This is a genomic window from Hamadaea flava (assembly GCF_024172085.1).
Lineage (GTDB): Bacteria > Actinomycetota > Actinomycetes > Mycobacteriales > Micromonosporaceae > Hamadaea > Hamadaea flava.
On sequence record NZ_JAMZDZ010000001.1, the window covers coordinates 5,806,745 to 5,818,930 of the forward strand.

Below are 12,186 nucleotides of genomic sequence, written 5' to 3' on the forward strand. Positions count from 1 at the left end.
TCAGTTTCTCCTATGTCAAGGGGCTGATCGTGGCGTCGGCTTTGAGGCATCGATAGACGACGTCGGATAGGCGTCGTTTGAGCACCCGCAGGGCTTCCCTGCGGGTGTTTCCGTTGGCGAGGCGGCGCTCGTAGAGCTGCCGGCCGGGTGGGTAGTGCGACAGCTGGGTGATGGCGATGGTGTGCAGGCAGGAGTTGAGCTGGCGGTTGCCGATGCGCGAGAGCCGGTGGCGCTGTTGGTTGCCCGACCAGACCGGGACCGGTGCGCTGCCGTTGTGCCGGGCGTAGGCGTGTTGCGAGCGGAACCGGGTGATGTCGGCGGTCTGGGCCACGATCCTGGCCGCGGTCAAGGATCCGCAGCCGGGCAACGCCAGCAGAGTGGGCGCCAGGACCGCGATGTGCTCGCTGATCTGCCGGTCGAGCTCGCCAATACGCACGGTCAGCTGAGCACATCGCTGGGCCAGCTCACCGGCGAGTTCGGCGACCAGGCCAGTGGCGTCGGCCAGCCGACCACGCAACAGGGTGAGGTGTTTAGGCCGGTGAGCGCTGCGGGCGGGTGGTTGCCAGTCGGGGTTGATCTCGTGAATGTGCCAGCGCAGCTGGTTGATCACCCGAGTGCGTTCGGCGACCAGACCGGCACGGTGATCGACCAGAAGACGCAGCTGCCGTGGCGGGCCGTCCAGGACCGCGGTGGGCAGATCCGGTTCCCGCAGCGCGGCCCGGGCCACCGCCAGCGCATCGATCGGATCGGACTTGCCATAACTACGGGCACTGTCACGGGCCTTGGCCATCAGCTTGGGCGGCACCCGCGCGATGCGTTCCCCCACCGCCAGCAGATCGGCCTCCAGCCGCCGCGACAACGGCCGGCAATCCTCCACCGCGAACCGCCGCTCACCGAACTGACCAGCCCACCGCACCAACAACAGATGACCGGCGGCATCAGCCGAGACCGTCTTGGTGGCCAGCAGCCGACCCGCCGCGTCCACCGCCGCCACCGTATGACTGCGCTTGTGCGCATCGATTCCCAGGACCACCATGAGAAGCGTTCCTCTCACCAGTCGAAGCAGGGGAACCCCGCATCCGACCCGGAGGCACACCTCAGCTGGGGCGCAGCCACGCTCCTATCAAGCCACCCGGGACGGACCAGGGCACCCGGCGGGCCGCACTACTGACCAACGCCACGCAGGCAGGGTTCCGGAGAGCGAACCCGCCGGGCATGCCCCAACAATGACACTGAGGGTTCCGGGTCGAATCTTGGACCATGATCCGACCCGGAACCCTGATCTGGTGAGCGCGAAGGCGGGTCAGCCGCCGATCTGGTCGGCGACGTTCGTGGCCAGGGCCGCCAGCTGCTCCTTGGTGAGCACCGGGGTCGCCGCGCTCACCGGGACCTGGTCGCCGCCGAAGTAGTTCACGGCCAAGACATGCAGGGCGTACCCGCTGCGGGTGACCACTTCGGCGCCGTAGAAGACGTAGTGCTGACCGCCGTGCACCGGGCGCTCGGTCCACGTGGTCAGCCGCAGCCTGCTCGCGGTCTGGGTCTGCTCGCACTCGGCCTTGGACTTGTCGCATTCGATCAGTGGGGTGCAGGCCCGCACGCCGGGCTGGCCGACGGTGTCGCAGTCGGGTCTGGCCAGCCTGAAGAAGAAGCCGCCCCGCACGCTTCCGTTCGCCAGACCCGAGCGCGCGGAGAGCGAGACGGGCGGCGAAGCCGAGGCGTGCATCTGCGGATGCCCGTCGGGACCCGGCTGCTCGCCTGGGACGTCGGGCATGTACACCCAGGTCACGCCGGGTGCCGTCGACGCCAGGGCGCTTTCGAGCGCGGCCTGTAGGGCGTCGAGCGACTGCTGGCGCTGCTCGGCGGTGGCCACGCGAAGAACGAAGCCGGCGGCCGAACTCGACGCCGAGACCTCCGCCGCCAGCGGTGAAGGGCTGCGACCCGGTCCGGGCCCCGCCGCGAGGCTGACCGCGATGGTGATCGCCACGATGCTCGCGAACGCGGCCGAACCGAGGGCGGCCGTACGCCGCAACACCGATCGCCGCCGCTGCTGCGCGATGATGTCGTCGAGGTCGATGGTGGACGGCGGGGGAGTTCCCAGCCGCTGGTCGAAGAGTTGCTGATTCATCCGATGCTCCCTGGTGAGTTCGCCAGCGAGCGCAGCGTCTCGAGTCCCCGCGCCGACTGGCTCTTGACTGTAGTCAATGAGCGAAAAAAGCCAGAACAAATCTGAACCCAAGATCGTCCGCCATTCTGAATGGTGTGACCAGCAGAAATGCACCGCAACCCCGGCGTGCGCCAACGGCGAATCCCACCAGGGAACACCCGTCGTCATGCCCCTGGAACGCGGTGGCCCGTTCCCCGTCACGGTCACCGCCCAACTCCACATGCCGCACGCCGATTGGCTCACCGAGGTTTACATCAAGATCGAGTGGACGGGGCTGACCAATGCCGATCACGTGACGGTCGGTGGCACGGCCTACATCCCCGCCGACCTGATCGGCGAACTTTCCCAAGCACTCGGCGGCCTCGCCGCCCGCGCATCGGCCGACAAAAAGATCGAGCTCACCGAGTACCTGAACACCTTCCGCGCCGCCCACACCGACGAGGAGGTGACCGGCCCATGAACCGAGTCGACGCCGCCATCAAGGCAGCCGCCGGCGTGACCGTCGTCGGACTCGCTGGGATCGCCGGGGCCATCTCCTACAGCCACATGACCGAACTGGCCCACCTGCACGGCGAGACCGGCTGGCGCGGCCACATGTTCCCGCTGTCCGTGGACGGCATCGAGATCGTCGCCTCCCTCGTCCTGCTCGCCGACAAGCGAGCCGGACGGCGCTCCGGACGCCTGCCTTGGGCCGCGCTCGTCGCAGGGACTGGGGCCAGCTTCGCCGCCAACATCGCCGTTGGCGGCTCGGACTGGATTGGCCGCGCCGTCTCCGGCTGGCCCGCCTTCGCTCTGCTCCTGGCGGTCAAGCTGCTGTTTGGACTGTTGGAGCATCCTGCCAGCGTGGCTACCGCGACGCTGTCGGGGGCGCGGGTCTACGTGCAGGACACCGACGGTGGTCGCGGCGTCCCGGAAAGCGTCGCGCCGATCGAGCCGCCGGTGTTCGTTACTGCCTCGGCCGAACGGCCAGCGGCGTTTGCGGACGAAGATCAGGACGCGAACCGGACGGACGGACCGCAGGCCCCGGACGCCGGGGCTTCGGTCCAGGACCGTCGTCCGGTACGCCGGGCACGCCGGACGGGAACCGTGGACGGCGCGCGTGGCGGACGGACGGACCGGACGGCGTTGGAGGAAGCCGCCCGCGCCATCCAGGCCGCGCTGACCGAGGAAGGCACACCGCTCAGCCGTGACGTGCTCGCGGCTCGGCTTCGGGACGCGGGGCACACGGTCTCCAACGAGCGGGCCAGTGGCCTTGTCCGGCAACTCCGCCTCAACGGTGTCACGGTCGCATCAGCCGCAGGTGGTGAGCCCCAGCGTTAGCACTGGGGCTGAAGAGGGCGGGTGCCGCGTAGTCGGCTGCCCGCCCTCTCCTTTGATGCCTAAGCTTGCGGGTGACGATGATCTCGTTGGCTTCTATGCTGCGAGACGTGGATGACGTAACCCTGACCCGCCTTGGTGCGGACGACGTTCCCGCCATGCTCGACGAGATCTGCGACGCCTACGCCGACGCATATGGTGAAGTGGCCGGTGAGGATTCCGGCGTGAAGTCGTCGGCGTTTCGTGACCGCGCGACCTCTGCGCTGGATGCGCGCAATTACGAGATCGTGGTTGCTCGCAATGGGCAACAGATCGTTGGCTTCGTGTTCGGCTACAGCCTGCGCCCGGAGCGGGAGTGGTGGAAGGGCCTCAAGCCGGAGCCGCCATCTGGGTTTACGACCGAGACCGGTGATCGCACGGTGGTGCTGGCTGAGATCGAGGTCCGCCGTGCCTGGCAGGGGCGTGGTGTCGGGCGGGCACTGCATGACGCGTTCCTCGGCGGCCGGTCCGAGGAACGTGCAACGTTGGCTTCGAATCCGGCCGCCACGGCGACTCATGCGTTGTACGAGGGTTGGGGCTGGATCAAGATAGGCACCGTCCCCGGTCGCCCCGGCTCGTACTACCCCGAGTACATCAGGTTCGTGTTGCCATTGCCGGTCCAGAACTTGCCGCGATAGGTGACGAGTGCCTGATCGAGTTCGCGGACCGGCTTCGACCGCTGCCAGGGTTTGAGGCTGGCCCGCAGCTCGCTGATGCGCTCGTCGATGCGCTTGGACGGGTTGATGGTGGTCATGCGGGCGACGTCGGCAATGGTTCGTGCGGCCTCGGCGATCTCCTCTTGCATCATCCTTGCCTGGGCTTGGAAGAGAAGTCGGAACGACCAGTTGTGCACGTTGGCTGGATCGGAGGTCTGTAGCGACCGCTTGACCGTGTCCAATGCCTCGTCGGGCCGGTTGGTGGCAAGGGCTAGTTCGGTCTCGGTTCGCCAGTAGAAAGCCTCGTCGTAGAAGTACCACCATGACGCCGGCGTTGGTGCCTTCCTGGCCTCTTGAAGGGCTTCGTATTCCAGGTCGAGGTTCACTCGGCTCATGTCGGCCTGCTGGTCGGCGACGTAGGCGCGCACGGCGACATCGGCTGCGTACGCTCGGGCGTATGGGCTGTTAGCGCGTTGCGCCCAGACGGAGGCGGCTACGGCGTGGTCGATGCCGACTCGTGGCTTGCCCTGCCAGGTCGCCAGATGACTCATGGTGCACAGGATGTAGGTCACCAACTCGACGTTCTTGGCGTCGTGAGCGACGGTACGCGCGTCCTCGTAGTAGTGCAGAGCTGATTGGTGGTCGCCGATGTTAAAGCACAGCCATCCCGCGAGCTGGCTGAATTCGGCGTAGACCGACAGTGTCCGGTTGCGAAACTCTGCCGGTGCGTTTCGGGCGAGTCGCTGGGCGATGTTGCGGTAGGCCAGTGCGCTTTGCAGAGTGATTTGACCGCCGAGCACGTCGCCTTGGCGGCGAAGCTGGCCGATCATGTGCTCACAGTGGACCAGGGCGGCAGGGTCGAACCTGTCGTTGTTCAGTTTCTCCAGGGCTCGCTGCTGCTCGCTGCGATCGGCAGCGTCGAATAGGGGTGCCGCTGACGCGAGCGCGAAACCGGATGCGATCTTCGCCAGGAAGGTACGCCGGTCGAAGTAGGGGTCAAGGCGTTGTGCCCACATGACAATCACTTGTGCCAATTCACTGAGATCGACCTCCGCCAGCGCCCATTGGAACGCGGTCGCGCCCTCGGGCAGGAGCAATGGTTGCAGCACGCCAAGGGTGTCGGCGTGCTGGGGCATCAGGTCGACGATGCGGGACTCAAGGGGTGACCGCTCCAACTCTGCCCCGGTGCGTGGGGCAGCGGTGGAGCGGTCAGTTCGCGGTGAAGCCGGGTCCAGGCTTCGATATTTGGGCAGGTCTGCGATGAGGTCGGCGACGTCGCACTCGTAGAGGCGCGCCAGTCGGGTGAGCACGGCGAGGGACGGCTCGTGGCCGGATTCGCCGGGCCAGACCTCCCAGTATGAAAACTTCTTGAGGTTCTTCGGATCGTCCGGCCACCGCGAAGTCCACTCCTCGGCGGCCTGCCGCTGGCTCCACCCACGTACCAGCCTGAATGCGACGCGAGGGTTGACGCTGTAGCGCTGCCTGAAGACCTCGGCGATCTCGACCCATGTCTTGCCCTGCTCACGCAGTTCTGCCGACAGGCGAACCTGTTCCTGTTTGGTGCTGCGCGCGCTGGTCATTCCCACCTCCCGGTGGCCACCGGCCGGGCGTCGTGACCCGTCGTGGTCGGTTATAGACATTACCGCCCATGTGGGGTGTGCATGTCTTCCCCGTTTGACAGGGAAGATTCGCCGCGAAAGGTCCCCCCGTCGCAAGGTTGGCCAGCACAGCCTATTCACCCAAGCTGATCTCACGGAATCACCGCCGCGCAACTACACACAGTGAGATGTGCCGTGGATGAACCGATGGAGCGCCCCGGCCAGCCGAGACCTGCGCGCCGTCTGGCTGGGTGCCCCATCGACGCCGGAAGGGGGAAGACGTGCAACAACTCGCCGAACGGCAGCCGACCTTGGTCGACGCCGACGTGCGACGCGCCCAGAAGCTCGTTCGGGTGCATTGCTCGATCTCGTGGCCACACGGGCACCGCTGCCTCAATGACAACCTGCCATTCCCTTGCGCCGCTTACGGATGGGCGTTCGACGTGCTCACAGACGCGGGGTGGACGGCGGAACAGATCGCCGCCCTCGATGAGAGGACCGGACCATGGTCGTGACCGAGACGAGCCCATTTGCCACCGAGGACGACTCGGCCCGCCGGGTGCTGATGGTGCACCGGCCCAACGGCGATGACCTGTGCGCGGGATGCCTGGAAAACCGAGCGGTGTTCGCGTGGTTTCCGTGTGAGCAAGCGCGATGGGCATTGAAGGTCATCAGCCCAAGGTCGGAGGGTGATGCGCTGTGAAGCCGTTGCTCTCGCCAGTGCTGTCTGTGCATAGCCACTCGCGTGCGCGCATCTACGCGGCGTTGCTGGCCGAGTCGAAGCGCATCTGGACCATTAGCGGCCTGGCAGCACTGTTGCCGGACGTGTCGGTGGAGGCTGTCCGCGCGACGCTGTACCTGATGCTCGATGACCGGTTGCTGGACACGGTTCCGCACCAGCGCGGTTTGACCGTAGCTCTGACAGCCGAGGGCCGTGCCACGGTCGAGCAGATCACCGCCCAGTGGAAGCCCGCCGAGCCTGCGCAGGATCGGCCGTGAGCGGCGATGCGACGGCGACCGTCGCGGTGATGCGCGGTCCGGACGACGCCCGGCAGGTGATCGCCGAGCACCTGCGCTCGGACGCTGGTGGGCGGTGCCTTGGCTGCGGGCAGTTGGAACCGTGCGCCAACCGCACCGCCGGACACGTCGTGTTGTTCACTCACGGCCGTCAGCTTCCACGCCGCCGCCCGATGACGCTGATCGGCGTGCGGGGCGACTTCTCAGCCGCCGACTCCAGCCCATTCGACGCGTTCGGCTCGGCGGCATGAACACCTACAGGATTCCGGTCACTCCGGCTGACCGCCGGATATCCGGCCTGGTGGCCCGCGCGGAGCTGCGTACCGCGCGGGCCACCCAACACCGCACGACCTCAGCTGAGGGGAGGTGATCCATCGTGACGGAGCCCGACGAGCAGACCACCGCCGACGAGCAGTCGGACAACAGCGGCGAGCAGCCCGAAACCACCAGCGACGAGCAGCCCGAGCAGTAGGCCGCGTTTGCGGCCGGAAAGGAAACCCTGGATGACGACGAGCACCCCGCCCCGGGTGATCGCTCCGCTGTTCGCACCCTCGGCGCTGCTGCCGATGGGCGAGCCCGGCGGTGTGGCCTACCCCATGCAGCACACCCCCGGTGAGCTGCGGCCGTTCGGAGCCAGCCTCGCGGTGCCGATGCCGCAGGCGGGCAAGCACAGCACGGACTCCACGTCGCCCGCGACCAAGCAAGCAACCCAGCGGTCCGACGACGGCAAGGTCTACCCCGACACACTTCCCGACACCGGCTCCGACAGTTAGGCACGGGGTGAGACGGCCGTGAACAGCAAGGACATCATTTTGGCTCTGACCTGCGAGGACGATCCGACCACCGATGCCGTGGTGGCCGCGATCGACGCTATGCAGGAACCGGTGCGAGTCATGCGGCTCGACACGGGTGACTTCCCGATGGAGCTGCGGTTGACCGCGACCACCGCAGCGGACGGCGGCTGGAACGGCTCTCTGGTCCACCAGGCCGGCACCACGCTCGATCTGGAGCGGGTCCGCTCGGTGTACTACCGGCGGCCAACGCGCTTCCGGCTGCCTGCCGGGATGTCGCCAGCCGATGAAGTGTTCGCGGCCGTCGAAGCCCGTCACGGCCTCGGTGGGCTTCTAGCATCGCTGGACGCGTTGTGGGTCAACGACCCGATCAAGACCGCCGTCGCCGAGTACAAGCCGCTGCAACTGCACCTCGGCGCCCATTGCGGGCTGGCGGTGCCACGCTCGCTGCTGAGCAACACACACAGCGACGTCGCCGACTTCGCCAAGAGCGTCGGCGGGCCGATCGTATGCAAGCCGCTGTCGTCGCTGGTCTTCACCGAGGACGGCCAGCAGATGAGCAAGCAGTACACCACGATCATTGACCCGAGCACGGTCGACGAAGCCGCGTTCGCGGCGACAGCGCACCTCGTCCAGGAGTATGTCGACAAGGCGTACGAGGCGCGCGTCACGGTCGCTGGAGACGAAGTCCTCGGCGTGGCTATCCGCTCGTCGTCGGACGCCGGGCGCGTCGACTGGCGCTCGGACTACGACTCGCTGACCTACCAACGCGTTGAGGTGCCCCTTCCTGTGCGCCGTGGCGTGCGACGGTTCCTGCACCGGCTCGGGCTGGCCTACGGCGCGTTCGACTTCGCCATCACCCCGGCCGAGCATTGGGTCATGCTGGAGTGCAACCCAGCGGGTCAGTGGCTGTGGCTCGAACACCAGACCGGCGCGCCGATCGCGGCGGCCCTAGCGCAACTGCTGATGAAGGGAACCGGCCAATGACGGCCTGGCAGCCATACGCCGAAGAGCTCGCCGAGACACTGACCGGGACAGGCGTGCTCGCGCCAGGCTGGCGCGAAGCGTTCCTCCACACTCCGCGGCATGTGTTCGTCCCGTACTTCTACGACGGCGACACCAAGGTAGCGGCAGACAGCCCCGAAGGGCTCAAGGCTGTCTACGCTGATGAATCTCTTGTCACGCAGCTTGCCCCCGACCCGCGCGGCGCGGACTACTCCTGGCCGACCAGTTCTTCAACCCGACCCAGCCTTATGGCCCAGATGCTGAGCCTCCTCGACGTCACCGAGGGGGAAAAGGTGCTGGAAATCGGCACCGGAACCGGCTACAACGCCGCCCTGCTGTCCTACCGGCTCGGCGATACCAACGTCATCAGCATCGACATCGACCCCACCCTCGTCGAGACGGCCCGAGCCCGCCTCGCAGACCTCGGCCACCGACCCTTCCTCACCGCTGGCGACGGAGCTGCCGGAGTCGCCGACCGAGCACCATACTCGCGCATCATCGCTACCGCCGCCGTCGCTACGATCCCGCCTGCGTGGATCTCGCAGCTCGTACACGGCGGAAGAATCGTCACCGACATCCGAGGCGAGCTGGCCTCCGCGCTGCTGGTCGCCGACAAGAACACCGACACCTCCGTGCGGGGAAGGTTCCGCGACACACCCGGCCACTTCATGTGGCTGCGCGCTCGCGCCGACAACCCGCTTCGGCTCGGAGACGCGCCCTCAGCAACCTTCGACTTCACGAACCCGCAGCGCGACAGCAGCGAGATCCCGGCCGACGCATTCGACGAACGGGATTTCCTCTTCCTGCTCCAACTGGCCATGCCCAGCTTGGGGCCGGTGGGCAAACAGTTGCCCGATGGGCGACCGGGCGTGTTCCTGCACAGCGAGGATGACTACTCCTGGGTTCAGTTCGAGGCCAAGCATGGCGACGAACGCACCGGCGTCGCCTTCGGCGGACCACGCGCCCTCTGGCCGCAGATCGCCGAGCTATGGCAACGCTGGTACGAGTGGAAGCTACCGGGCGTACGTCGCTTCGGCATGACTGCCTACACCGATGGCCGGTGCCACATCTGGCTCGACCACGAGTACGCCATCGTGCTCACCCATACCAATCGGGAGGAAGCCGCCTGATCAGCGGCGTCCGCCGCCATTAGCCCCCGGCGGGCGTTCACCGACCCGAATCAGCGTCACCTGCCGCACTGAGGACCTGGCCTCGGCGCGTGATGACGCACGCCCGCCGGGCTCAATCCGTTATCTCATAAGGATTTCCCTTCATGGCTGCACATCTTCGGCAATTGGCGCCGAACCTTTCGGCGCAGCATTTCTTCGGCGCTGAGCTTCGTCACCGCCGAACCGAGGCCGGTCTTTCTCAAGCGGCGCTGGCCGGCAAAGTCTTCGTCACCGCCAACATGGTGGCCAAAGTTGAGGCCGCGCAGCGGTTCCCGAGCCTCAATCTTGCGACGCGCAGTGACACCGTTCTCGACGCGGGCGGAGCGCTCATGCGTCTGTACGCGTTCGCCGTGGCCGAACGCGATGAGCATCGCCGTCTGCGTCAGCAGTCCGGCCTCGACGTCGGCGAGATCATGCAGCTTCGTCGGCTGCTGGCCACGATCACTATGGTCCGCACGGTTGAGCCGAGTGTTCCGAGCCTCGATGTGCTGGACCTGATCGACGGTGCGTTGTCGTCGGCCGGTGCCATGGGCGCACAGACCGACCGCGTCGCGGTGTCGCGAGGGGGGCGGTGACTGTGCAGCGCAAGCCCAATACTCTGCTGCGGGCGGCGCGGCTGGGGATGCAGTCACCGTCAGGGTCCGGGCGGCCGTTGTCGCGTCAGGAACTGGCGGATTTGGTCAACGTCGAACTGGTCGCGCAAGGCATCCGCTATGCGGCGATGGACGCCAGTCACGTGGGAAAATACGAGCGTGGCGAGTATCGCTGGCCACAGCGCGCCTACCGTGACGGGTTGCGGGCTGTTCTGGGCGCGGCCGCCGATGCCGAGCTGGGTTTCTACATCGTCCGTGGTGCTGACGCCCCTGCGGCCGATGTCGCCGAGCCTGCGACGGGTGCGGGCACCGGCCACGGGTCGACGCTGGTGCCGACGATGGACGAGCGGCGCGCCTTGACGGTCTGGCTGCGTCCGAGCACCAGCGCCGAGCAGGCCGGACGTGTTGTCGCGGAGGCCATCGATGCGTGAGCCGACTTCGCTCCGCCTGCGTACGGCTGTGGTCCGCTGGTGGCGCATGCGCGGTGTGCGAATGTCGGGCGGGATCATCCGCAGCGACCGGCTGTGGGACGGCTGGCTGGCCGCGTACGCCGCTGCCGACCCGCGCACGGTCGACCAGCCTGCGTTGCGGTGTCCTGGCTGCCGCAGTCTCGGGTTGCGGTTGGTCTACACCGGCGGCGAGAACTTGATGGGATTCGCGTCGATGTGGTGCCCAGGGTGCCGGACCGGGATCTGGACCTGCCGCTCCGGCATTCCCGCTGACGCGCCCCGGCTGCCGTGGGACACGCCCGCCGAACAGCGAGATCAGATCATCGACGACTTTCAGGCGGTGCAGTCACGCCACGACGAGCCGACGCTGCGCCGCTGGACCAAACATGGGGCCGCCATCCTCGGGCTTGGTCTGGCTGTGGTCGCGATCCTCGGACTCGGCACGGCTGTGCTCGGACTTCCTGACGTCGCGCGCTTCCTGCTGACGAAGGCGATGCCCGCCGTGTTCACCGGCTTCGGGATCGTCTCGGCGATCAGCCTCGCCCAACGCTGGCTCGACCGTCGAGACGTCGACCCCGCGCACCCGCCCGGTCGCTTCGGCTGGCGACGCAAGATCCCCGCCAGCCGGATCGTGACCGGTCCGGACGGCATCCGTCGAATCGTGGAGTGACCACACGGTGACCTCAGAACACACCGCCGCCCAGCACACCGCTCCGCCAGTCGCCGGCTCGCCGGAGCCGGAGGGTCTGGTGTCCGCCGAAGTGCTGGCCACGCCGGACCAAAAAGCCCACGACAGCTTCACCACCTTCCTGCGGGCGTGCGAGGCGCTGGGGGCAAGCCTTGCGGTGTATCGCACCGCGGCAGACCTTTCTCGCCAGCAACTGGCGCAGCGGATGCGCAAGAGCGTGTCCACGATCCGCCGGGCGGAGACCGGCCAGAGCCTTCTGACGATCGACTTCTGGCGCACCGCCGATCACCTGCTGACCACCGGCGGGAGGCTGGCGGCGGCCTGGCCGCACGTCGCCGAACTCAAACGCATCGCCGACCTCAACCGGTCCGCGAGCGTCGCCGCCCACGAGATCGCCCTCGGCTGCCTGAACCCCCGTGACTGCCTGTGCTTCGTCGCGGTGGCGCACTGGACGCAACGAGAGGTCCGGGCGCTGCGGCTGGCACTGCGAATGGGGTTCTACGACTGGGCGTCCGCGATGCAGACCGATGTGGAAGTGGTGCTGGGCTGGGAAAGCCCACGCGGCCCGCTTCCGCGCCTGGAGGAACAGCTCCAGCTCGACGAACTCCTCGAACGAATCGCCCTCGGTGGGCGCGCCCGCTTCCGCCTGCTACTTGCCGGACCCGGCCAGCCGCCACCGCCCGCCACGAACTGACCCTCA

16 protein-coding genes are annotated in these 12,186 nt (G+C 67.4%); 13 read left to right on the plus strand and 3 right to left on the minus strand.

Translation table 11 applies throughout. The annotated features are described in order from the left end of the window. Positions 1-10: 10 nt before the first annotated feature. Together HDA40_RS27285 and HDA40_RS27290 are read right to left on the minus strand one after the other, a co-directional pair. A complete protein-coding gene (locus tag HDA40_RS27285; RefSeq protein ID WP_253750303.1) occupies positions 11-1,036 on the minus strand; it encodes an IS110 family RNA-guided transposase in 1,026 nt (341 codons plus the stop codon). A gap of 267 nt (positions 1,037-1,303) precedes the next feature. Then, a complete protein-coding gene (locus HDA40_RS27290) occupies positions 1,304-2,125 on the minus strand; it encodes a hypothetical protein (protein ID WP_253760658.1) in 822 nt (273 codons plus the stop codon). Between the two features lie 76 nt (positions 2,126-2,201). Here HDA40_RS27290 and HDA40_RS27295 point away from each other — a divergent pair, with 76 nt between their 5' ends. The 3 genes from HDA40_RS27295 (at position 2,202) to HDA40_RS27305 (ending at position 4,158) form a co-directional block, all read left to right on the plus strand. Further along, positions 2,202-2,624: a hypothetical protein gene (locus tag HDA40_RS27295; protein WP_253760659.1), complete on the plus strand. Its 423-nt coding sequence runs from the start codon at positions 2,202-2,204 to the stop codon at positions 2,622-2,624. Next, positions 2,621-3,484 (plus strand): DUF2637 domain-containing protein, encoded by an 864-nt coding sequence (locus HDA40_RS27300; protein ID WP_253760660.1) that lies wholly within the window; start codon positions 2,621-2,623, stop codon positions 3,482-3,484. The genes HDA40_RS27295 and HDA40_RS27300 overlap by 4 nt, the downstream gene beginning before the upstream one ends. A 107-nt stretch (positions 3,485-3,591) precedes the next feature. After that, positions 3,592-4,158, plus strand: coding sequence for a GNAT family N-acetyltransferase (locus tag HDA40_RS27305; protein ID WP_253760661.1), 567 nt, complete (start codon positions 3,592-3,594; stop codon positions 4,156-4,158). Here the strand turns inward: HDA40_RS27305 and HDA40_RS27310 are convergent. After that, complete coding sequence (locus HDA40_RS27310) at positions 4,101-5,756, minus strand: NsdA family TPR-like regulatory protein (protein WP_253760662.1); 1,656 nt, start codon at positions 5,754-5,756, stop codon at positions 4,101-4,103. The genes HDA40_RS27305 and HDA40_RS27310 overlap by 58 nt on opposite strands. A gap of 523 nt (positions 5,757-6,279) precedes the next feature. Here HDA40_RS27310 and HDA40_RS27315 point away from each other — a divergent pair. The 10 genes from HDA40_RS27315 to HDA40_RS27360 all read left to right on the plus strand — a co-directional run bounded on the left by HDA40_RS27315 (position 6,280) and on the right by HDA40_RS27360 (position 12,180). Beyond that, the gene (locus HDA40_RS27315; protein ID WP_253760663.1) at positions 6,280-6,477 is read left to right on the plus strand and encodes a hypothetical protein; all 198 of its coding nucleotides are present in this window, start codon (positions 6,280-6,282) and stop codon (positions 6,475-6,477) included. Beyond that, positions 6,474-6,773, plus strand: a complete 300-nt coding sequence (locus tag HDA40_RS27320; protein WP_253760664.1) for a hypothetical protein — start codon at positions 6,474-6,476, stop codon at positions 6,771-6,773. Before HDA40_RS27315 ends, HDA40_RS27320 begins: the two co-directional genes overlap by 4 nt. After that, positions 6,770-7,042, plus strand: coding sequence for a hypothetical protein (locus HDA40_RS27325; protein WP_253760665.1), 273 nt, complete (start codon positions 6,770-6,772; stop codon positions 7,040-7,042). Before HDA40_RS27320 ends, HDA40_RS27325 begins: the two co-directional genes overlap by 4 nt. A 252-nt stretch (positions 7,043-7,294) precedes the next feature. Continuing rightward, complete coding sequence (locus tag HDA40_RS27330; RefSeq protein WP_253760666.1) at positions 7,295-7,564, plus strand: hypothetical protein; 270 nt, start codon at positions 7,295-7,297, stop codon at positions 7,562-7,564. An 18-nt stretch (positions 7,565-7,582) separates the two neighbouring features. Then, on the plus strand, positions 7,583-8,569 hold the full coding sequence (gene tgmB, locus HDA40_RS27335; protein ID WP_253760667.1) for an ATP-grasp ribosomal peptide maturase: 987 nt from the start codon (positions 7,583-7,585) through the stop codon (positions 8,567-8,569). Continuing rightward, positions 8,566-9,717 carry a methyltransferase domain-containing protein gene (locus tag HDA40_RS27340; RefSeq protein WP_253760668.1) on the plus strand — a complete coding sequence of 384 codons (1,152 nt, stop codon included), beginning with the start codon at positions 8,566-8,568 and terminating at the stop codon, positions 9,715-9,717. Before tgmB ends, HDA40_RS27340 begins: the two co-directional genes overlap by 4 nt. 143 nt (positions 9,718-9,860) lie before the next feature. Continuing rightward, positions 9,861-10,331 carry a helix-turn-helix domain-containing protein gene (locus HDA40_RS27345; RefSeq protein ID WP_253760669.1) on the plus strand — a complete coding sequence of 157 codons (471 nt, stop codon included), beginning with the start codon at positions 9,861-9,863 and terminating at the stop codon, positions 10,329-10,331. Between the two features lie 2 nt (positions 10,332-10,333). Then, on the plus strand, positions 10,334-10,780 hold the full coding sequence (locus tag HDA40_RS27350; RefSeq protein ID WP_253760670.1) for a hypothetical protein: 447 nt from the start codon (positions 10,334-10,336) through the stop codon (positions 10,778-10,780). Beyond that, on the plus strand, positions 10,773-11,468 hold the full coding sequence (locus tag HDA40_RS27355; RefSeq protein WP_253760671.1) for a hypothetical protein: 696 nt from the start codon (positions 10,773-10,775) through the stop codon (positions 11,466-11,468). The genes HDA40_RS27350 and HDA40_RS27355 overlap by 8 nt, the downstream gene beginning before the upstream one ends. Before the next feature lie 79 nt (positions 11,469-11,547). Beyond that, entirely contained in the window at positions 11,548-12,180 is a 633-nt protein-coding gene (locus HDA40_RS27360; RefSeq protein ID WP_253760672.1) for a helix-turn-helix domain-containing protein, read from the plus strand. Positions 12,181-12,186: the final 6 nt, after the last annotated feature.